Raw genomic sequence first — 23,077 nt, forward strand, 5'->3', positions numbered from 1 at the left:
TGAGGGAGTATGCCTTGTGAATTTATCGCGGTTAATCGCCATCAAGAACTTTTATTCCAGTATTCTTAATAATGAGAGAGATATGTTTATTTACTTACCCGTTAGTTATGAAAAGGATGTAGAAAAAAGATATCCCGTCCTTTATATGCATGACGGTCAGCATATGTTCTTTGAAGATCACAAAGGCGAATCTTGGGATATTCATACCACAGTGGATGCATTGGTGTCTCAGGGGAAAATGAAAGAAATTATCGTTGTTGCCATCTCTCATGTAGAAGACACTAGAATATCAGAATATATGCATGCCAATCCCGATGGCCATAATATTTTTAATACGACCAATCAAGGCGAACTTTATGAGGAATTCCTTATTAAAGAAGTTAAACCTTACATTGATAAAGAATATCGAACGCTACCTGATAAGCGTAACACGGCGTTAATGGGGTCCTCCGCGGGTGGACTTGTGTCTTACAATATAGGATTCCGCCAATCAGATACTTTTGGAATGGTAGGTGCGCTATGCCCATTCTTTGTCAGTGTCGACCCGAGCACAATGGAAGATCGATGGTTAAGCCGTGTATACACAGAAAAAAAGGATCTTAAAATATGGATAGATGTAGGAGATGCTGAGGGTTTCACCGTGATGGAGAAACATGTGAGATATGTGGCAGATATACTTATTAAAAGCGGCTACCAGCCGGGAAATGACCTGATGTATTATCTTGCTGTCAATTCTGGCCACTCTCAAAAGGATTGGGCGGCTCGGGTTCATGCGCCGTTAATTTATTTTTTTGGCGAAATAGGTACGCCAGTCCGTGTTGATTTGCATGGTCCTAAGGCTGTTGGCATAGATGGACTTAAGCGAACAATAAATTCGGTGGTACACTTTGATAGCGGATTTATGATGACGGATTTAAATGCAACATACGAAGTTGGTGATCCCGATATTTTGGAGGTAACAAAGGAAGGAAGATTAATCCCCAAAAAAGTAGGGAAGACCATCATCACATATATGAATAACAATCTAACAGCTCAATTAGAAATCGCAGTTGTGCCCTATATTTCCGATACAGTCACCGTTAATCTTTCCGTTAAAGTGCCGGCATTTACGCCAGAAACCGATAAGTTATATGCCGGTATAGAGTTACCCATGATTCAAGAAGGACTATATGGCGGAACGTTTGAGGTGCCAAGAGGCATTTCGTTTGAATTCCGTATTTCTCGTGGATTAGGCATGCATGAAACAGACATTCAAGGCAGGGAAGTTCCATATCGAAAGTTTACGACCGATGATGGATTAATCCTGAATTACGAAGTAGATCAATGGGTAGATCTCATACCTGAGAATTGTAAAAGGTGATGAAAATGACATACAAGTCAAGCATTTTGCGAATTGAGAGCTTTTACTCGGCGCATTTGGATAATAAGAGAGATATTTTTGTCTATCTTCCCCCTAGTTATGCGTACGACAAGACCAAGCTCTACCCTGTATTATACATGCATGACGGGCAAAATATCTTTCACCCCGCCTTCAATGGATATTCTTGGCATGCAGATAAAACCGTTGATCGATTGATCCGTGATCACAAATTGGAAGAAATCATCGTTGTAGGTATTCCTAATATGGGACTAGAGAGGTCCGACGAATATACCCATGATTTGGAGGGGGTGCTGTATCCACTCGATAAAGTTCCGATTCACCCCAAAGGTCATCTCTATGAAAAGTTTATCATTGAAGAAGTGAAGTCTTACGTGGATTCGGTTTTTCGAACGAAATCAGATCCTGCACACACAGCGCTAATGGGTTCATCCAGAGGCGGACAAGTTACCTATCATATCGGGTTTCGTAATCCAGATATATTCGGTAAACTAGCTATCGTTTCCCCTTATTTTTATTGTGTAGATCCCATTTCACTTGAAGAAATCAGGCTTTATCATACTTTTACAAAGAAGCAGCCAATATCCCAAATATGGATTGATTTAGGGAGCTCTGAAGGAACTTTAGTCATGGATAAGCATACCCGTGCAGTGACAGAGGAACTCGTAGATTTAGGTTACGAAGCCGACACTCAATTGATCTATTTCAATGATCCAGGGGCTGCTCATGTGGAGAAAGATTGGGCAGCAAGATTATCATCTCCACTCATTCATTTTTTTGGAAGGAAAGGCGAAGCTCGCTCATTATCGTTAATCGGTTGTGAAGAGGTTGGTATTGTAGGTCCTACTAGCCGACTGAACGCGATTCTAGAATTTGGGGATGACTTTAAAATGTCCTTATTACGAGCCGCTTATCAAGTGCAAGATCAAGAGATCGCGGAAGTAATGGTGAACGGAACCATCGTGCCTAAGAAAACAGGGGTCACCTCGGTAATCGTAAAATACAAGGACTTGGAAGCTACTACAGAGATTCGTGTTGTTGATGAGAAAAAAGAGTGTGTGACCTTGGACATGGTCGTTCATGTTCCGCCAAATACACCCGTCGATATGAACCTGTATGCTTGGTTTCCTCTGATTCAAGATCCGAGCAAGGGTATGTACTACAATCAACTGCAGGTGCCTTTATATGCTGAGTTCATCTATCAAATCAGTAGACAGGATGGAATCGTTGAGGTGGATTCAAGCGGCAAACCCGTTCAACATAAATATACAGCTTTAGAGGACACCAAGATTGAAATTTACGTCGAACATTGGATGAGGAATGAAACATGAAAAAAATAGGTGTGGGATTTATTTGCGGTGCTATATTCTTCACAGGGATTTCCGCATCTGCATCGAACTTAACAGCGGAGACAAAAGATTATCAATTATTTATTGATGATAAGGAGCAAGTCTTGCGTGACAAGCCGATTTCAATACAGGGTAGAATCGATCTTCCTGTTCGTGAAGTTGCAGACTCAAATCGGAATGTTAAAAAGAAAGAGGGAACCACTTCTAGCGGCAGGAATGTGAAATTGGAGAAAATTCCTATTACACAAGAACTGAAAGATGTTGAAGTTACCGTACATGCCATTAGGCTTACAGCTAGTACAACCGACTTTGAAGTCACGGTCAAAAACAATACAGACGATGAGAATATCACTGTTGATTTGCTCAGTACGCGAGTAGAGGCGAACAATAATGTCGCAGGCAAGCCGTCTGAAACCGTGGGAATAGCTCCTGTAAATCCGGATTTTGGCACCGTTACAATCAAGCCCAAGAAAGAAATACATGGTTGGGTGAGTACAAAAGGTTTGGTAGAAAAAAATATAGACAACATAGCCTTTCGACTTTCGCTCCGTGGAAAGAGTGAGAAGAGAACATTTACGTTCCACATCGATTGTAAGGATATGAAGTTTCGAACGCTCTAATGAGTTAATGAACTGATTAATAACAAGAATAGGGGCTGTTTCAAAAGGTCTGCAAAGATCCTTTGGGGCAGCCCTTCAGTTTTGTCTATGCATAATTCAAGGGCTTGAGGCTCCATGCACAGAAGTTGCGGCGAATAATATAACTTACATCAAAATATAGTAGACGTAAATGCAAGCCTTGTTACTTGCAATTTTAAATATCAAGGGGGGGACATTCATGGAGCGAAGGACGCCTCCTAACCGATCACCTGAGCCGGGGGATACCGATTCTCTGCCTCCCAGAAGGTACACCCTGTTTTGGAGGCTGTTCGCCAACTATTTTCTCCTCATTCTCATCCCCGTCATTGTTGCGTCGGTTCTTGCGCAGGTACTTGTCGTTCGTATCATTGAAAAGGATGCCGAGCGTTTTAACCAAGTGATGATGAATCGATTCTCCGAGCAGACGGATACCGAGCTTCAGTCCTTGAAGACCAGCATGATTAATATCCTCAGCACCTCCAGATTACGGAGCGTGCTTCTCGCTCCCATGGCTTCTTCGCCGGAAAGCCAGTTGCTTCCGGAACTGCTTCATTCCCTGCGGGAGCAGCTGCAGCAGCTGGAATCGGATGATCTCGTCGAGAGGGCGTATTATTATTTTGTTCACCAGGATTTGATGATGGATGCCGAAACCTACACGAATAAAGCGTATTATTTCCATTCCCATTATCCCTTGGATCTGAACCGCCGCCATCAGTTGGAAGCTGAATTATCCGGCAAAAAAATGATGGACTTTATGGATACCCCCGACACGTTGACGGCTTCCATGAGCTACCCGTTTAATACCGCGGCTCCTGAAGTCTATCTCCTGGTCGAAGTGAAACGAGACAAGCTTCAGGAGCAGATTCATATTCCGGAGAGCTGGGTTACGGGCACGGCGATTGTGGACGATGCGGCCAAAGTGATAGCCCAGAACGGACTGACCGAGCAGGACCAGCTTGCCCTGCAGCAGCGAATACGTACAGAGGGCATTGCTTCGCAATTCACGATATCGGACAAGACGGGACTGTCCTTCATGGCATCCGGCTTTGACGAGTCCTGGCATTATATCAGCATGATCGATTTAGGGACATTGATGAAGCCGGTCTATATGACCCGATGGATCTGTTGGTTGTTTCTTCTATTCTTTCTCATTGTTGGCGCACTCGCCTCGTATTATTTAAGCCGGCGCTTATACCGACCGATTCGGGAGATTAAGGATGGACTGAAGCTGCATCACACTCCGAACGGGGAGGTCGGCCAAGAAGGAAACGAGTTTGATGTCATCAAACGCTATTCCCAGTTCATTATGACGGAGAATAAAGAGCTGTTCCAGATGGTGAACGGGATGCTTCCGATTGTGCAGGAGCAGTTTTTTACGAAAATCCTGCTGGGGCAATACCGCGATGCTTTATCGATTGAGTACTATGCCAAGGAGATTGAGTTTGCCTACAGCCATAAGGCGGCAAGAACCGTCCTGTGCATCTCGTTCCATTATGATCCAACCGTTTACGAGTCGGCATCGGAATCCACCAAGACTTTTTTGCTGACGGAGCTGAAGGACAAGATTCATCGGCTGGCACATGGCATGGTCTGGATCTGCCAGACAAGGCCGGATCTGATAGCTTGCATCGTGGAGCATGGTCCCATTACGGAGGGCGAGGACCATCCGGAACAAATAGCGGAGCAGATAAGGCACGTTTTTCTCGAATACGGTGCTTATTATAAAGCGACCATCGGTATCGGAAAGACCGTTCATGCCATTGAAGAGCTGCACCAGTCTTATGAGCATGCGCTGGCCATGCTGAAGTACCGGGGGCTGCATTCCGCGGTGGAGATTTGCGGCAGTCAGCCTTCCCGGGAGCTGCAGCAGTGGGATTCTTTCCTATCCGTGCAGGAGGTCCAGCGGATCCTCAATCAGTACAAAACGAGGGAGTATGACAAGCTGCTTCATTCCGTGCTTGCTCTGCTGGAGGAGGGAAAGGGCAAGGATGCATCAGCCATGCAGATGAAATATCTGCTTGCCGATGTGCTCAACACCTGGATTCGGGCCGTGGAATCGGAGCGCAATGAACTCAACGTTCCGTATTACTCGGGTCTGTTCGAACGAATGAATCGCTGCATGACATGGGACGAGCTGACGTGCTGTTTCGAGGAGGTTCATGGTTTTCTGTTCCGGAAGCCGGCTTCCAGCAGCCGCAGTCAACAGTTTATGGAGATTGTGGAATACATTCATGAGCATTATGATCAAGAGCTGTCGATCGAGCATTTTGCCGGTATGTTGAATATGTCCATCGGGCATTTCAGCCGGACCTTCAAGGAGGAGGTCGGCGAGAAATACGTGGAATATATCGCGAAGTACCGGCTGATGAAGGCGAAGCAATTTTTGCTTGAAACCGATTTGAAAATTGACGAAATTGCCGAGAAGGTCGGGTATTGGGGCCGGAATTCTTTGATTCGGGCTTTCCGCCGATATGAAGGCATTACACCCGCCAAATACCGGAGTTTTCACCAATAGGAAAGAAGAGACTGCATTATTTTCTGAAGTCTCTTTTTTTGCATGGAACAAGCTGAAAGCCTTGCGGCACAGACAGTGCAAAACATGTGTCTTAAGGAAAAGATGCATGCTTTACGCGAAGTAAGCACGGCTCGTATAGTGGGGACAACAACAAACGAATGTAAATGCTTTCAATCGGAGGTGGGGATTATTGGCGCAGCTATCACGGATCGGCTATGTTCTGAGAAAACATAAAGCGTTGTACTTGCTGATGCTGCCCGGCATTTTGTACTACTTGATATTTAAGTACGCGCCGATGTACGGCATCATCATCGCCTTCCAGGACTATTCGATCGGCCGGGGCATTTTGGGAAGCAAGTTTGTCGGATTCAAGCATTTGATTGAATTTTTCTATGTCACCCCCGATGCATGGAAGCTGATTCGCAACACAATCATGCTGAATGTGTACGATCTCCTGTTTCATTTTCCGGCGCCGATCATTCTGGCGACCCTGTTCCATGAGTTGAAGAGCAAATGGTTCAAACGGTTTGTGCAAAACATCAGCTATATGCCGCATTTCCTATCCACCGTCGTGATCGCAGGCATTCTCGTGACCTTCCTGTCTCCCACCACGGGCGTGGTGAACCATCTGCTCGTCAAGCTGCTTGGCATCGAGCCGATCATGTTTCTGGGCATGCCGGAGTGGTTCCGGACGGTGTATGTGGGCTCCGAAATATGGCAGAAGGTGGGATGGGGCACCATTCTCTATCTGGCTGCGATTGCCGGAATCGATCCGACGCTGTATGAAGCGGCCAAGATGGATGGGGCGAACCGATGGCAGCAAGTGCGGCATATTACGTTCATCGGCATGGTGCCTGTCATGATTATTCTGTTCGTGCTGTCGCTCGGTAATTTCATGGAGGCCAGCTTTGAGAAAATACTGTTGATCTACAACACGATGAATTATGAAACCTCGGATGTCATTAACACCTTTGTGTACCGGCGGGGCATCCTCGATGCCGATTTCAGCTTCGCTACCGCGGTGGGCCTGTTCCAATCGGCGATTGGCTTCATTCTGGTCGTTGCGGCCAATCGGATCGTACGCAAATATTCGGAGACCAGCCTGTGGTAAGGGAGGTGCGCGATGAAAAAGCAGGAAAGCTTGGCCTCGAAGCTGTTTGACGTATTCAATGTATTGTTCATGATTGTGCTGATCATTGTAATGGCTTATCCGATGGTTTACGTATTCTCGGCTTCCATCAGCAACAATGCCATGGTCGCGAGTGGCGCCGTACTGCTATGGCCGAAGAAAATCACGCTGATCGCTTACGAACAGCTTATCTATAACTCGGACCTCTGGGTGAGTTATTGGAACACGATCCGTTATACCTTCCTGCAGACGGTACTGACGCTGATGGCGACCTCCGCGATGGCGTATCCACTTGCGAAACGATGGCTGCCCGGCCGGAGAGTGATTCTGCTGATGGCCGCGTTCACGCTACTGTTCAGCGGCGGCATGATTCCAACCTTCCTGATCGTTCAAAAGCTGGGGATGCTCGATACGATCTGGGCGATCGTGCTCCCGTCACTGATCAGCACATGGTATCTGTTTATCATGCGGACATTCTTCGAGGCGCTGCCGGAGGAGCTTGAGGACGCAGCTGCCATCGACGGATGCGGGTCCATGCAGATTCTGGTGCGGATCGTGCTGCCGCTATCCGTACCGGTGATGGTCACGATCGGCCTGTTCACGGCCGTGAATCAATGGAATTCTTTTTTCAGCGCTTTGATCTATCTGAATGACCGGGAGATGTATCCGCTGCAGATCATGATGCGCAACATCCTGATAGCTGGTACGAATGTGCAGGGCGAAGGGGACCTGACGCATCTGGAGACGTTGAAATACGCCATGATCATGATCGGTACGCTGCCGATCCTATGCGTCTATCCGTTTATCCAGAAATATTTTGTACAGGGCACGATGATTGGCGGCATTAAGGGGTAGTTATGGATTTCAAGCAGATCCGTCTCTATACGTTGTGAAGATAAAAAGGAGGTTAGGGAATGAGGCGAAAGGGGTTCAGAACAGCACTTGCCATGATCCTGCTCTGCGCGATGCTGGTTACGGGATGCACCGGCGGGGGCAAGGATGATTCGGGGACGTTAAGCCCTGACAAACCAGTTACTTTTTCTTGGCTGGTATACGACCGGGTTGAGGGCAAGGTTCGGGATGACTGGGAGATTTTCAAAGAGATCGAGGCGAAGACGGGCGTCAAAGTGAAGTTCCAGATCGTCAGTCAGGAGGGGCTTGAGGAGAAAAGGCAGATCATGATTGCCACGAATACTGCGACGGATTTTATCCAGGTGCCGACGCAGGACGGCAGGGAGCATGGACCGGAGAAGGTGTTTCTGAATCTCAATGATTACTTGGATCGGGCGCCGAATCTTAAAGCCTTTTACGACAAATATCCTGAGGCCAAAGCGCTGGCAACGGGCACGGACGGAGGCTTGTACACCGTACCCGTATTGGAAGGGGATGCGGAGGGCAAGGGCTTCAACTTTATCTGGTATGCCCGCAAGGATATCATGGATCAGCATGGGATACAGGCACCGACCACCGTGGACGAATTTTATCAGTATCTGAAAACATTGAAGGAAAAGGTTGCGGATTCCTATCCGCTCATATCCAATGCCATCGTTGGCGATACGGGGCTGTATACGACCTTCGGGCGTATCTTCACGGGGATCAGCGGTTTCTACAATCTGGATCCGACCACGGATCAATACGCGTTCGCGCCTTACCATGAGAATTATCAGGATATGCTGGTCTATCTGAATAAGCTGTATGCGGAAAAATTGCTGGATCCGGAATTCTCGCTGCTGACGCAAGCGCAGTGGGAGGAGCGAATACTAACCGGCAAATCCTTGGTGACGTTTTTCTGGAAGGCGGACCTGGAATCTTTGGTTGTCAAGGCGAGGGGGGCCGGTGCGGCCGAGTATGAGCTGGACGCGATTCCTTCCTTTGCCGCCGAAGGGATCAAGAACTATCAGTTTTCCCGTCCGGTCGTTGGCACCGTCGGTCGAGCAATCTCGGCCAAAGTGAAGGATAAGGAGCGTGCCGTTCAATTCCTTGATTATTTGGTCAGCGAAGAGGGAACGAATTATCTGTCCCTGGGAATCGAAGGCAAAACGTATACGATGGAGAACGGTAAAGCGGTATATAACAAGGAATTTGGCGAGTCTCCGTTTAATGCGCTGCGCAAGGACTGGGGCGTATGGTATGACCTGATCACGCTGAATAACGCTAAATCCCGTGAAGTGTGGGAGCGTGGTTTAAGCGAGAAGAGCAAGGATATCAATACCCGGTATGAGCAGTACATTGTCCCGGCACCGAAACAGATCGTCAAGACGGAAGAGGAGCTGGAGCTCGAGAAATCGAAGCTGAACAATCTGAACAAATTCCTTGAGCAAAAGGTGACGGAGTTCGTGACCGGCAAAACCCCGATTAACGACACCACCTATCAGCAATTTATTGACCAGGCCAAGAAACTCGGCTCCGATGAACTCCTTACTATGTACAACACCGCCTATACGCGCACGTACGGCGGTAAGTAATCCGCAATGGAGATGGAGGAATCAGGCAATGGACGATATGAAGATTATCGATGTCGACGTTCATAACGAGCAGGAAGACAGGGCGCTGCTTCCATATTTGCAGGAGCCCTGGCGCTCCCGGGTAGCCGCATCTGGCATCGGTTATGCAGGCTCAGGGTATTACTCGCCAATCGGCGTGATGAAAAAGGACTCGATCCCTCCGGGGGGTGGCAAAGCCGGTTCCGATCCCGATTATATGATCAAGCAGCTGATAGAAGGCTACAATCTTGATTATGCTGTATTGACGGGCGTCGTCTATAATATCTCTTCCACGCATGATCCGGATTATGCGGCAGCGATATGCTCGGCCTATAACGATTATCTGATCGCCGAGTGGCTCGGCAAACATAAAGCGTTCAAAGGCGCAATGGCGGTAGCGACTCAGGATCCGCTGCTGGCGGCACGCGAGATCGACCGGATCGGTAGCCATCCGGATATCGTGGAGGTGATGATCTCCAGCGCGGCGCGTTCGCCGCTGGGACAGCGCCACTATCACCCGATCTACGAAGCGGCGGAGCGGGGCGGCCTTCCAATCGCGATCCATCCGGGAGCGGAAGGCGGCGGGAGCTCGACGGCTCCCACCGCGGCCGGTTACCCGACCCGCTACATTGAGTGGCACACCTGCCTCTCCCAGATGTTCATGGCGCATCTGGTGAGCATGGTATGTGAAGGTGTATTCGTGAAGTACCCGAACCTGAAGGTAGTTCTGGTTGAAGGTGGAGTGGCTTGGCTGCCGGGCCTGATGTGGCGGCTGGATAAAAATTACAAGGCACTGCGCGCAACCGTACCCTGGCTGACGAGAATGCCGAGTGAGTACATCCGTGATCACTGCTACTTATCGACGCAACCGATCGAGGAGCCGGACAATCCGCAGCATCTCATCGATCTCTTCAACATGATTGATGCCGAGAACATGCTGCTCTATTCCAGCGACTACCCGCATTGGGACTTCGACTCGCCAAGCCATATTTTGCGGGGGCTGAAGCCGGAGGCCCGGCGGAAGATCTTTTACGAGAATGCGAAGCAGCTGTATCGGTTGGATTGAGTGGATGGAGGAAGAACGTAGAGGTAATTTGAAACTGCATCAGATAAGGAGGTGCATGCATGGCAGTGCATTACGTGATGGCGGAGGAGGACATACCGGAGGGCGGACACCAGGTCGTAAACATTGAGGGACGCGAAATCGGCATCTATCGGATCAACGGCGAGTTTCATGCCATTCTCAACTACTGTCCGCATCAGGGGGCGCCGATCTGTGCAGGACTGGTCTCCGGTACGACGCTTCCTTCGGAGGTATACGACTACGAATACGGCCGGACAGGCGAGATCGTCCGCTGTCCCTGGCATGGCTGGGAGTTTGACCTGCAGACCGGCAAGTCGCTGTTCAGCGACCGCATCCGGGTGAAGAAGTATAAGGTAGAGGTCCATGAGGGCAAGATCGGGGTGGTGATGGGGAGGAAGTAGGTGGGGAGTTGAGAGAGTATCATTAAGGACAGAGGGGCTCCATCCAATGTGAACAAACGTGGGACCATCGAGCATTGGATACTTGTTGGATGCAGGTGACGATCAAGGCACGTTCGTTGGGAGTTGGGTATAACGAGATGTCGCTAACGTTGGGATATAATCGGATGTGGCAAATTTCCTGGCCTACTCCTGGTTATTGTGACCTTGCGCCACTTCTTGGGATTACTTAATGGGAAACTGCAGGTTTCATTGCCAACCATGGGCGCCCAAGGTACTTATGTCAGCTTTTAACGGACCCTACATCCGTTATTTAAGTCCCAAACTACGTTTTTTTACAAAGTACCGGACTCCAGATCCGCTATTGTGCGAATTACGGGTGCAAATACCAATAAAAACAGCAAATAAGGTCCTCTGGGTCCGCTAAAGTTACCAAAAGGGCTGTTTTGGACAAAATAAGGTATTCTGTGTCCGTTAGGAAGCCTTCACGACGAATAAGAGGACTTTCGGACATATTAAATGATATGGCGATCATATTTTAGGCGTCCGGTTAAGGCGTCCCGTTAAACAGATGAATTTCTACTCATTGCCCTATTAGTCTAAGCGGGGTATTAGGTAAGGTGCGTGGTCCGGGGCATGGCTTGGTTGGCTGTCGACTGAAAAAAGAGCGAGTATGGTGGGAATGAGTCCCTCACACTCGCTCTTTTAGTCATGGCGATTATCCCGAACGGGTTATAGATGTTTTATACAATCCCCCTCACACCACCTGCGACAACACCAAGCCCCCGTAAGCAAACGCGGCCAGGATCACCAGCGCCGGGTGGATCTTGCGGATGTTCATGGCCCAGAAGGCGATGGCGGCGATGCCGAGGGATTGCAGAAGGCCGATGGAGATGACGGAGCTTTTGCCCATCTGCCAGGTAAGGGTCAGCATCATGATCGCGATGACCGGCTGAACTAACAGGGTCATCCCTTTGACGACTGGCGACGTACGGTATTTCTGCAGCAGATTCAAGAGCCAGATGAGAGCTACCGCCGAAGGAATAACCGTAGCCGCGAGGGCAAGGATCATGCCCATCCAGCCGGATACGTCGTACCCGACAAAAGCGGCGATTTTGGTGGCGATCGGCCCGGGAAGCGCATTGCCAAGGGCAAGCATGTTGGAGAACTCCGGGTCGGTCAGCCAGCCGTGATTCGTGACGATCTCCTTGTACATGAGCGGGATGGAAGCAGGACCGCCTCCATAACCGAGCACGTTGGTGACGAAAAAGCTGATCAACAGCTGAAGCCACTCTTCCATTAGGCGGACCCCTCCTTATCCCGTCTTTGTTTTTTTAATTTGGCTACGGTTTTGAAATGTACGGTGCCGTAGGCAAGGAACAGTATAATGACAATGGCCGGATGAATCTGGAAACTCTCCAGCAGAAGAAACGACACTGCGAAAAATCCGATCCCGGCGTAGATGCCGAGCCCCTTTACAGCCTTCTCGCCAAATTCGTAAGCCATCGTTCCCAGCATCACGGCAATGACCGGCGTAACGCCGGCAATCATGCCTGCCACCACTTTGGAGCTGCTAAGGAACGTCACCGCCGACAACAGCGCGATCATCGCAATACAGGTCGGAAGGATATGCGCGAGAATGGCGACTGTGGCGCCAAGCACCCCTTTTTCCCGGTAACCAAGATAGGCGGCCATCTTCGTGGCGATGGGACCCGGAAGCGCGTTGGCTAACGCGAGCACCTCCCCGAATTCATCGTCGCTGAGCCAGTTGTAACGAACGACGGCCTCGTGACGGATCAACGGAATAACCGAAGGACCGCCGCCGTAGCCGAGTATTCCGGTTCGGAACATGCCGAACGTTAATTCCATGTATGGGTTGCTAGTTTTATCAGGCAAGGTATGAGTCCTTTCTGTTGTAAGAGTTAAAGTCGGATGCCCATTCGGCTTTTATAACGCTTGATTAAGATCTGCGTATCCACACTTGTAATGCCCGGGAGCGGGTAAAGCTTCTCATTTAAAAACATTTCCATTTCCTTATGATCGGTAAATAGTCCGTGCATATGCAGCTTGCTGGGACCGGTCATATGATACAGACTTGTTACGTACGGCTCGTTCTCCAATGTGTCAGCTACCTGCTGTAGATGTTTGGGTTCGACCTCCACATTGAAAAAAGCAGACACCGAAATCCCCACTTTCTCCGGATTAATGACCGCCGCGAACCGTTCAATGACGCCGTCATCGATCAGGGAGTTGACCCTGGCCTGTACGGCAACGCGGGACAACCCAATCTCCTTGGCCAAATCGGTGTACGAGATTCGCCCGTTCTTGCCGAGGATCGCAATGATTTTGCGGTCCGTATCATCAATCAGGGGAGGCGCGTTTTCACCGGAAGAATGAATATTCATGGGCTGCAGCTCCTTTGGTTTTACTTATATGTAAGAGTTACCCGACATAATTATTACAAAACGTAATTAAAATGAAAGTTATAGTTGCGATACGTTTAAATATATAATCAATTTATAATGTTTTCAATCTGATTTGCAAAGTTTGAAACTTTTTGTCCGCTTTTCAAGTCTAAGACTATGGATAGAAAAAGATAGATTTGATTTATGTGGATGTTCAACCACTTTTAATCCGTTAAAAAAATCTGGGGGCAACAGGGATCGGAAGAATAATCCGCATGCATAGTGCTGAAAGGGATAACTGGTTAGAATCCATTTTTAAATTCTATTAAATGGTTCATTTTATAGAATTACCCTTTTATATCAAATTATGATAGGATAAACGTGGTAAATGACTAGCTTCTTAGAAGTCCTTATTTGGAAAGGCGGCATCGATATGAAAAGATTATTTTGCCTCATTCTGGTTATCGTTATGATTCTCCCGGTCAGCATTGTTTCGGCAGCGGGCACGAATGAGAAAGAGACTCAGAGCAAGGTACAGGAGACTAAGGATAAAGCGGGCACAACCACTCAAGCCAAGACGAAGGGCAAACCGATAGATCTTGTTTTTGCAGGTGACATTCTGTTGGACGGCTACGTGGGGAGCCAGATTGATAGATTCGGGAACCTATACCCATTTAAGAAGGTCGCCCCCATCTTGAAAAAAGCGGACATGGCGTTTGCCAATCTGGAGACACCAGTCTCCACTCGGGGTAAGGCTGCAGATAAAACCTTTGCTTTCCGTTCGAAACCGGATACGCTTGAAGGCTTGGTCTATGCAGGAATTGACGGCGTAACGCTGGCTAACAATCACATTCTGGACTATGGGCAGCATGCGATGCTGGATACGATTACACATCTGAAGCGCCAGAAGATCGGGTACACGGGAGCCGGGCGCAATATTGACGAGGCCTTCCAGCCTTACGTGCAGAACATTGATGGGAAGAAAATTGCTGTCCTGGGAGTCAGCCGGGTGCTCTCGGGTAATTCTTGGATTGCGGGCAAGAACCATCCGGGCGCTGCTTCCGCCTACACGATGGAGCCGATGTTGACCCATATTAAGAAATCGGCAAAAACAAACGATTATACAATCGTGTATATCCACTGGAATGAGGAATTTGCCGACTATCCGGAAGAATATGCACGCACGATGGCGAAGAAGATGATCGATGCGGGTGCCGACATTATTATTGGTTCCCACAGCCATACGTTGATGGGCATTGAGTATTACAAGAACAAACCGATTTATTATTCGCTGGGCAACTTCGTGTTTAATCGCTCGACCCGGGGCGGTGACAATACCTTACTGTCGATGATGGTCCATTTTGAGATCCAGGGCTCCAAGATCACGAGCCGGATTACGCCGGTGAAGATTATACAAGGTCAACCGAATCTGATGGACAAGAAGTACAACAAAGACATCATCGCGAAACTGAACAAACTCTCCTATAATGCAAAAATTGATGCCAACGGCAATGTCACCAAAAAATAAAAGGAAGTTTATAAACAACTGCGACCATAACCATAGGACGCGGTTGTTTTTTTGTGCGCTGGGGAAGACCTTCCGCGAAAAATGTCAGAAACGGGGGTGCATGGATTTTTTTTTCTCATTCTCTGCATTCGACAAAATCCGCACTTACGCCATCCAGCCAGAAATTCCTGCGCTAAAAAATAAAATAAAGTTTTACGAAATATATTGTAATTCGAAATAAAATTTCAATATGATAAGGGAAAGAAGACGGGTTAACTTCGGTCGTTCGTTGGAAGCGGTGAATAAGAAACGGAAGCATACATTTTTGCAGCCCTTCCAGCTAATGACGGAATGTAAAAGCCGATAGCGGCAGAGTTAACTTCGTCTTAACACAGATTGGAGGTGGAATTAACAAGCTAACGTTATACTCCAGAGTAGGTCTTTCATTCACGGACATGCATCCGGGAGGAACAAGAGTTCAAGCACAGAGAAGGAGGAATTAATGTACATGATAAAAAGCAAAAAGAAAATATCGTCGCTGCTCAGCGGAGTGATGTTGCTTTCGCTGCTGCTTCCCGCAGGACAAGCTGCTGCAGCCGACCCGGTCGCCGCCGCGTCATCGGTCATTGATATGCGGCAGATGGAGATTGGGCCAGGGGCTACATATACATGGGCGAATATGCAAAAGGGCGGTGGCGAGCAGAAGGTCCACATGGTGGAGTTTGATCCATCGCAAGGGAATCTGGAGCTTCAGCCCGGCCTCACCGATGGCAAGGTCTACGGCATGCAGGGAGTCAGCAAAATGGCATCCGATGCCGACAAGGCAGGCAACCGCGTCATCGCGGCAGTGAACGGGGATTTTTACGATATGTCCACCGGAATTCCGCTCGGATTGTTTATGGGGGGCGGGGAGTTATTAACGGATCCGCCCAGTGGCCGGAACGCCTTTGGCATTAAGCCGGACGGGACCAGCCTGTACGGTAGTCCGAAATTGACGAAAAACGTGACGATAGGCGGAGTGGTAAGCAGTCTATCATCCATCAACCGTCTCAGAGGGACGGACGCCCTTGTCCTTTATACCGAAAAATTCAATGCTACAACGATGACCAATAACCTTGGAGACGAGGTTATTCTGGATATCGTGAGCGGCAGGGTCGCCAGCGGGGAGATCTTGACGATGAAGGTGGCCTCCGTTCTTAAGGATCAGGGGAACTCGCCAATCGGCTCCAACCAAGTGGTTCTGTCCGCATCAGGCTCACAGCGGAGCAAGCTTGCCGGACTCCAGGCAGGGGATGAAGTGACGGCAAGTTTTGAGCTGGATAACGAGTGGAAGGATGTCACGATGGCGATTGGCGGTACGGTGATGCTGGTGCAGGATGGCGTAGTCCAGCAGCATACCGATCCGGCCGTGCATCCAAGAACGGTGGTGGGAACCAAAGCGGACGGAACCGTCGTGCTGTTCGAGGTCGATGGCCGTCAGCCCGGCTTCAGTGAAGGGCTTAACTACATTGAACTTGGCGAAATGCTGCAAGAGCTTGGTGTGGTAAACGCACTGAATCTGGATGGAGGCGGTTCGGCTACCTTCGTTGCCCGCCTGCCGGGAGAAGCCACGCGCAAGGTGCTCAACTCGCCATCGGATGGCGGCGAACGCAAGACGGCCAACGGCATTTTGCTGGTGAACAAGGCGCCTGAAGGAGCAGCGAATAAACTGGTCGTTGCGCCTACACTGGAGAGAGTGCTGACGGGCTCCTCTGCAACCTTCAAGGCGACAGCCGTGGATCAGAATTTGCATCCGGCAAAAATGACGGAGGCTGCGGTATGGAGCGTTGACCCTGCTTATGGGACGATCGACGCCAGCGGGAAGTTTACGGCAGGGAATCAACCGGGTGTGACCGAGATATCCGTGCAATCCGGTAATCTGACCGGAACAGCCGCATTGGAAGTCGTCGATGAGCTGACCGAGCTCAAATTCTCCGACGCCGTGAAGACCTTCTCCTCTGGATCGACCGAGACGCTCAAGGTCACGGCGCTTCGCAATGGACAGGTGATTCAGGCGGATAACAGTCGTTTTGAATGGGGAACCGAAGGCGATATCGGGACGATTGACGCCAATGGAACGTTTACTGCCACGAACAAGCAGGATGTCAGTGGCAAAATCCATGTGAAATACGGAAATGTTGAAACTACCATTGATGTGAATGTGGGGCTTCCTCCGGTGATGCTCGAGGATTTTGAGAACGGCCTTAGCCGTTATAAACCAAGTGCCGGAGCGCAGTATAAGTCGACCAAGGTATCCATTGAAACGGATGAGACCTACATTCGTTCGGGGAATGGCGCATTGAAGCTGGAGTATGATTTTACCGGAATGACAGGCACCTCCGGCGCTTATCTGCAGACGAATGGCGCAGCGGAAAATATCGAAATTCCGGGTTATCCGGAGAAGATCAGCATGTGGGTCTACGGGGATGGCAATGCGCACTGGCTCCGTGCCCAAATGCGTGACAGCAAGGGCGCGATCCCGCTCGATTTTACCGATCAGACGATTGGTGTTGATTTCAAGGGATGGAAGTATCTCGAAGCGTCCGTTCCCAAAGGAAGAACCCTTCCGCTGGTGATGGACATGCCTGTAAGATATATGGAAACCCAGGCCGCGAAAAAAGACGCCGGTGCCATCTACGTGGACGAAATTCGTGCATTGTACGGTCCGGCGAATGACGATATTGATCCGCCGGTTCTGAAGAAATTCTCACCAGCTGATGGTGAGGAGATCAAGGTGAATACGCCGACCATAACCGTGTATGCCGAGGATGCGGGCTATGATCCTGTCGCACACCCGGGAACGACGCTGATTGATCCGGACAAAATCCGATTCTATCTGGACGGCAGCTTGGTACAGCATACCCTTTATCCGCCGGAAGGGAAAATTCATTACACGCCGAATGTTCCGCTTGCCGATGGGGTCCATCAGGCGAAGGTAACCGTCCGTGATCTCTCAGGTAACCAAACGACCGAGGAATGGAACTTCACCGTAAATACGGGCGCAGCCAAGGTGGTGTACGATACGCCGGATACGATCTATGTTGGCGGCAGTTATACGCTCGATATCGGCGGAGTGAAGACCTCCCAAATTCGCGGCGGGCATGTCGATTTCCAATTCGATCCAAGCAAAGTGGAGAATTTGGCGCTCATACCGGGGGACAAGCTGAGCCCATCCCAGGTTAGCGCGAACATTGACGCTACAACAGGAGTAGTGAAAGTGACTTGGAAGGACATCCATACCGCATCCCTGCAGGATACGGATTGGATCGGCCAAATCCGGTACGACGTGAAAAAGAACGCAACCGGCAGCAGCATCCTATCACTCACGTCCGGAGCGGTCTCCTTCACCGATACGGGCAACACCGAATTTTCGTTCTACGGTCTTCCGATTGAATCGCAGATCGCAACGCATTATGCGCTGAGCTGGAATGAGGAAGGAACAGTACAGGGATACGAAACCGTATTTGAAGTGACCGATGCCCAAGGTCAGCCTGTGGAAGGCGTACAGATCATGGCTGACGCAGCGACGATGGGCACAACAGATGCTGCGGGTATCCTTAAGACGGCGGCGTTAACATCCCAGGTGAAGACGTATACCGTGCAGGCCGTGAAGAACAATCAATATAGTCCGGCCTTGGAATTTAAGGTATCGCCGCTTGCAGGAAGCAAGGTACCGTTCAATATCAGCGTGGGCATGGGCGAAGATCCGACCACGTCGCGGATGTTGAATTGGCATACGGACCCGGCAACGGATCATACCGTTGTGGAATTGATCAAACAGTCCGAATTTACGGATTTTGATGCGCCGAATGTCCAGAAATTTGAGGGTGCTAGCGAACTGTACCATACCTTGGATCTCGGCACCGTTCGTGTCCATAAAGCGACGGCAGCCGGACTTGAGCCAGGCACAGAGTATGTGTACCGTGTCGGTGATGGACAAGGCCATTACAGTGCCCAAGGCTCTTTTAGAACAACGGAGGTTACGGGAGATACAACGAAATTCCTGTATTTTGCCGATTCCCAGGCATCTACCGCGAAGGAGTTCGAGCTGTGGGGGAATACGATCGACAAGGCGGCAGCCGAGCATCCTGACGCCGAATTTATGGTCCATGCCGGCGATATGGTCGACAAGGGATTCCTGGAGGAGCAGTGGAACTACTGGTTCGATGAAGCCCAGAAGCATTTCCTGAATACGACGTTAGTGTCTGCCATCGGTAACCATGAAGTGATGGGGAATAAGGAGAATGGAGACTTCCTGGCTCACTTTAACCAGCCCGGTAATGGCTTGGATAGCCTGAAGGGAACCAACTTCTCTTTTGACTACAAGGACGTTCATTTCATTATGCTGAACAGCGAGTATCAGTTGGAGGATCAGAAAAAGTGGCTCCAGCAGGATCTGGCTGGCAATGACAAGGAATGGACCATCGCGATGTTCCACCGCGGGCCTTATGGAAGCATCTATGATTCCGCCGAGGTACGCAGCCTGTGGGCGCCGGTGCTTGAGGAATTCGGCGTGGATCTCGTGTTAAACGGACATGATCATATTTATATTCGTTCCTATCCGATGATGAACAACCAAATTGCTGCGGACGGTAAGGGCACAACCTACGTTGTGGCGGGATCGTCAGGACCTAAATTCTACTCCCACACCGAGCGAGGCTGGCATGAGGTGGTAGATGAAGAGAAGACTCAGATGTATGCTTCCGTGGAAGTGGAGGGAGACGAGCTTTATTATGTAGCCAAAACAGTTGACGGGCGCGTCGTGGATGAGTTTACGCTGGCGAAATCGGATACGAAGCCGGAGCCGCAGCGGATTGAAGTAACGCCAAACCAGCTGACGCTAGCTGTGGGCGAGAGCCAGAAATTGCTGGCTCAAGTGAAGCCGCGCAGGGCTGAACGAACCGTTGTGTGGTCTGTATACAGTTCCGAACCGGCAAATGATGTCGTTACCGTATCCGCAGATGGCATCGTGACGGCTCAAGGTTTGGGCAGCGCGGTTGTAAGAGCGACCAGCACGACAGCGCTGGACGTCTATGCAGATGTGAAGATTACGGTGGACCGAATTCCGAACGGCAGCATAGAGTCGATACGCTTAAGCGGCAAATCCGAGCTGAAGGTCGGGGACACCGATCAGACCGTAACGGAGGCGGTATATACCGACGGCAGCCGTATCCGCTTAATCGAGGGGGTAACCTACGAGAGCAGTAAGCCCGAGATCGCCTCGCTCGATGAGTTGGGTTCAGTCCGGGCATTGGCCGAAGGGGCGACCGTGATTTCGGCAACCTATGAAGGGTTTAAGTCGGAATATGATTTGAAGGTAATCACCCGGGGCGGGGGGAATCCCGATCCGGGACCGGAGCCACCGGTAGACCCGCCCGTAGACCCTCCGGTACAGCCGCCAGTAACACCGCCTGTGACACCGCCGTCAGGGAGTGTCACTTTATCAGTGAGCGATCTGACAGCTAAGCTGTCGAACGGGCAAGTTGTAATCACGATGGATGGAAACTTTACGGATATCACGCTGCCAGGGAATGCAGCAGACATACTCAAGGATGGTTCGATCCATATTGAAGCGAAGAATTTGGCCATAACGATCCCAGCCGAAGTGCTTCGCCAGTTGGGTGGTCTTGCAGATCCTGGTCAGCTTGAGAAGAGCACGATGAAACTGAGTGCCGCCACGTTATCGGATGCGGAGATGAAGCAGCGGATCGCGCAAGCTGCCCGCGTCTCTGGTGCGAAGCTGACTTCAGCGGGAGCCATGCTTGAGTTCCAACTTAAACTGACGACAGCGGATGGCAAAGCTTACAACTTAACTGAATTCGATCATCCGATTACGCTGGAACTGCCGTTATCTAAAGCGACGAACGGCAAAAGAATCTCCATGTACTACTTGTCTGACAATGGTGAGTTGGAGTATATAGGCGGAGTGGAAAAAGATGGCCGCATGACCTCGGGAATCCGGCATTTCAGCGCCTATGGTTTACTTGATTATGAGAAAACCTTTGCCGATGTGCCATCTTCATTCTGGGCTGCAGAAGTGATTGCCGACTTGGCAGCGAAGCAGCTCATCGAAGGCGTCAGCACGGAACGCTTCGCACCGGCTCAGCAAGTGACCCGGGCTGAATTTGCGGCGATGCTGGTTCGTCTGCTCGATCTTCAGGCAGAGAGCTCTGCGCCGTTTGCCGATGTAGTTTCAGGCAAATGGTACGCAGAAGCTGTGGCCGCAGCTGCCGGGTCGGGCATCGTGAGTGGAATAAGCAAAGACCGTTTTGATCCGGATGCCCCGATCAAGCGTCAGGAAATGGCGGCGATGCTGGTACGCGCTTATGCCCACGCGATGAAACTACAGCAGGAGAGCATTAGCGCGGGCAGCGGATTTGCCGATCTCGCCGAGTCCCCGGACTGGGTTCGGGAAGCGGTAGAAACCGCGCATGCCCTCGGATTTGTTCAGGGGCGTACACCGAGCCGCTTTGAACCGGTAGGCCTGACCACGCGTGCGGAAAGCGCGCAGGTCATCTATAATCTGCTGCACAAACTGAAGTAAAGGCTAGAAGGCAAAATACCGCTTCTCTTCTCCTGTAGATGATCATAGAGGAGAGAGGCGGTTTTTTTTTTTAAGACTAATCGAGGTCTGTCTTCACGGCATATACTTCTAAAGACATTTTTCTTACAGGTTAAAGAATGGCGGAAGTTCCGATATAATGATTACATAGTCAATGAACGAATGTGAATCGAATTAATGGCTAAACTGGAAACCGGAAAGAAGGAGAGAGAATGACGGAATACGCGAATACGCCGAAGCCACCTTACTATGCCTGCATTTTTGTGTCCAAACGAACAGAGGGTGACCGGGGTTATGGGGCGATGTCCGATAAAATGGCAGAGCTCGCCGCGCAGCAGCCCGGCTATTTGGGGGTGGAGTCTGCACGGGATGAGGGGCTTGGGATCACGGTATCGTACTGGGATTCCCTGGAGGCCATTCGTTTATGGAAGGAGAATGCCGCTCATCAGGTAGCGCAGGAACGGGGCAAGAACGAGTGGTATGAAAGCTTTGGGTTGCGAATTTGCAAGGTGGAGAGGGATAGCTTCTACAAGCTTTAGGCAAGGCCAATCCAGGAAGAGGATGAGGAGGAGTAAATGATGATACAGAATCCGGGCAAGATCAGATGGGGAATCATGGGGACAGGCTGGATTGCGGAGCAGTTTGCAGCCGATCTGGCCTATGTGGAGAACGCTCAGTTTGTGGCCGTGGGCTCTCGTACGGCAAGCAATGCAGGAGAGTTTGCGTCTAAATACGATATACCGCGGGCTTATGGCAGTTACGAGGAACTCGTGAAGGATCCCGATATTGACGTTGTGTACATAGCGACTCCGCATCCGCTGCACCGGGATCATGCCTTAATGTGTCTTCAGGCCGGCAAAGCCGTCCTGTGCGAAAAACCCTTTACGATTAACGGGGATGAACTGGAGGAATTAATGGCAGCTGCACGGGAGCAGAAGCTGTTCCTGATGGAGGCCATGTGGACGCGTTTCCTTCCCCCGATTCGGAAGGTGCGCGAATGGTTGAACGACGGGCTTATTGGCGACGTTCGGCTGCTGAAGGCCGATTTTGGTTTTCGCAGCGGCTGGAATCCGCAGGGCCGTTTGCTGAATTTGGAACTTGGCGGCGGGGCGCTGCTGGATGCGGGTATTTATCCGGTGTCGTTTGCATCCATGATTTTTGGAACCGAGCCGGAGAAGATATGGAGTACCGCGCATATCGGTGAGACGGGCGTAGATGAGCAGTTCTCGGTTATTCTATCTTATGAATCGGGCAAGACCGCTTCGTTAAACGGGGCGATCCGGCTTGGATTGACGAATGAAGCTTATATTTATGGCACCAACGGATATATTCACATTCCGTCCTTCTTGAATGCAACATCCGCTGCGCTTCATGTAGATGGCGAGGAACCGGTGGTTGTTACAGATGACCGGCAGGAGAAAGGGTATAGCTTCGAGGCATATGAAGTGGGGCGGTGTCTACTGGAAGGGCGGCTTGAGAGCGATGTGATGCCGCTCGATGAGTCGCTTGCGATTATGAGGCTGCTGGATCAGATCCGGGGGCAGTGGGGCCTGAAGTATCCTTCGGAAGGTTAAGCCGTCTTGGCGTATA

General features: G+C 50.1%; 16 protein-coding genes. 13 read left to right on the forward strand and 3 right to left on the reverse strand.

Going from position 1 to position 23,077, the window contains the following annotated elements:
• Positions 1 to 16 precede the first annotated feature (16 nt).
• The 9 genes from CRG97_RS06715 to CRG97_RS06755 all read left to right on the forward strand — a co-directional run bounded on the left by CRG97_RS06715 (position 17) and on the right by CRG97_RS06755 (position 10,977).
• Entirely contained in the window at positions 17 to 1,360 is a 1,344-nt protein-coding gene (locus CRG97_RS06715) for an alpha/beta hydrolase-fold protein (protein WP_098742338.1), read from the forward strand.
• Positions 1,361 to 1,365: 5 nt separating this feature from the next.
• Positions 1,366 to 2,709 carry an alpha/beta hydrolase gene (locus CRG97_RS06720; protein WP_098742339.1) on the forward strand — a complete coding sequence of 448 codons (1,344 nt, stop codon included), beginning with the start codon at positions 1,366 to 1,368 and terminating at the stop codon, positions 2,707 to 2,709.
• On the forward strand, positions 2,706 to 3,347 hold the full coding sequence (locus CRG97_RS06725) for a hypothetical protein (protein WP_098742340.1): 642 nt from the start codon (positions 2,706 to 2,708) through the stop codon (positions 3,345 to 3,347). The genes CRG97_RS06720 and CRG97_RS06725 overlap by 4 nt, the downstream gene beginning before the upstream one ends.
• A gap of 217 nt (positions 3,348 to 3,564) precedes the next feature.
• Positions 3,565 to 5,880, forward strand: a complete 2,316-nt coding sequence (locus CRG97_RS06730) for a helix-turn-helix domain-containing protein (RefSeq protein WP_098742341.1) — start codon at positions 3,565 to 3,567, stop codon at positions 5,878 to 5,880.
• 190 nt (positions 5,881 to 6,070) lie between these two features.
• Entirely contained in the window at positions 6,071 to 6,991 is a 921-nt protein-coding gene (locus CRG97_RS06735; RefSeq protein WP_098742342.1) for an ABC transporter permease, read from the forward strand.
• A 12-nt stretch (positions 6,992 to 7,003) separates the two neighbouring features.
• Positions 7,004 to 7,864 (forward strand): carbohydrate ABC transporter permease, encoded by an 861-nt coding sequence (locus CRG97_RS06740; RefSeq protein ID WP_098742343.1) that lies wholly within the window; start codon positions 7,004 to 7,006, stop codon positions 7,862 to 7,864.
• A 59-nt stretch (positions 7,865 to 7,923) separates the two neighbouring features.
• Positions 7,924 to 9,474 (forward strand): ABC transporter substrate-binding protein, encoded by a 1,551-nt coding sequence (locus CRG97_RS06745; protein ID WP_098742344.1) that lies wholly within the window; start codon positions 7,924 to 7,926, stop codon positions 9,472 to 9,474.
• A 28-nt stretch (positions 9,475 to 9,502) separates the two neighbouring features.
• Positions 9,503 to 10,558: an amidohydrolase family protein gene (locus tag CRG97_RS06750; protein ID WP_098742345.1), complete on the forward strand. Its 1,056-nt coding sequence runs from the start codon at positions 9,503 to 9,505 to the stop codon at positions 10,556 to 10,558.
• A 59-nt stretch (positions 10,559 to 10,617) separates the two neighbouring features.
• Positions 10,618 to 10,977, forward strand: coding sequence for a Rieske (2Fe-2S) protein (locus tag CRG97_RS06755; RefSeq protein ID WP_098742346.1), 360 nt, complete (start codon positions 10,618 to 10,620; stop codon positions 10,975 to 10,977).
• A gap of 754 nt (positions 10,978 to 11,731) precedes the next feature.
• Here the strand turns inward: CRG97_RS06755 and chrA are convergent.
• The 3 genes from chrA to chrS are packed head-to-tail and all read right to left on the reverse strand — an operon-like array spanning position 11,732 to position 13,379.
• On the reverse strand, positions 11,732 to 12,274 hold the full coding sequence (gene chrA, locus CRG97_RS06760) for a chromate efflux transporter ChrA (RefSeq protein WP_076322911.1): 543 nt from the start codon (positions 12,272 to 12,274) through the stop codon (positions 11,732 to 11,734).
• Complete coding sequence (gene chrB, locus CRG97_RS06765; RefSeq protein WP_098742393.1) at positions 12,274 to 12,843, reverse strand: chromate efflux transporter ChrB; 570 nt, start codon at positions 12,841 to 12,843, stop codon at positions 12,274 to 12,276. Before chrB ends, chrA begins: the two co-directional genes overlap by 1 nt.
• A 53-nt stretch (positions 12,844 to 12,896) precedes the next feature.
• Positions 12,897 to 13,379 carry a chromate efflux transcriptional regulator ChrS gene (chrS, locus tag CRG97_RS06770; RefSeq protein WP_098742347.1) on the reverse strand — a complete coding sequence of 161 codons (483 nt, stop codon included), beginning with the start codon at positions 13,377 to 13,379 and terminating at the stop codon, positions 12,897 to 12,899.
• 433 nt (positions 13,380 to 13,812) lie between these two features.
• Here chrS and CRG97_RS06775 point away from each other — a divergent pair, with 433 nt between their 5' ends.
• The 4 genes from CRG97_RS06775 (at position 13,813) to CRG97_RS06790 (ending at position 23,061) form a co-directional block, all read left to right on the forward strand.
• Positions 13,813 to 14,907, forward strand: coding sequence for a CapA family protein (locus CRG97_RS06775; RefSeq protein WP_098742394.1), 1,095 nt, complete (start codon positions 13,813 to 13,815; stop codon positions 14,905 to 14,907).
• A gap of 487 nt (positions 14,908 to 15,394) precedes the next feature.
• Positions 15,395 to 21,469, forward strand: coding sequence for a phosphodiester glycosidase family protein (locus tag CRG97_RS06780; RefSeq protein ID WP_098742395.1), 6,075 nt, complete (start codon positions 15,395 to 15,397; stop codon positions 21,467 to 21,469).
• 230 nt (positions 21,470 to 21,699) lie between these two features.
• Entirely contained in the window at positions 21,700 to 22,026 is a 327-nt protein-coding gene (locus CRG97_RS06785) for an antibiotic biosynthesis monooxygenase family protein (RefSeq protein ID WP_006208549.1), read from the forward strand.
• A 39-nt stretch (positions 22,027 to 22,065) separates the two neighbouring features.
• Positions 22,066 to 23,061, forward strand: coding sequence for a Gfo/Idh/MocA family protein (locus tag CRG97_RS06790; RefSeq protein ID WP_098742348.1), 996 nt, complete (start codon positions 22,066 to 22,068; stop codon positions 23,059 to 23,061).
• Positions 23,062 to 23,077 lie beyond the last annotated feature (16 nt).

Origin of the sequence: Paenibacillus sp. EZ-K15 (assembly GCF_002573715.1) — a bacterium.
GTDB lineage: Bacteria > Bacillota > Bacilli > Paenibacillales > Paenibacillaceae > Paenibacillus_AQ.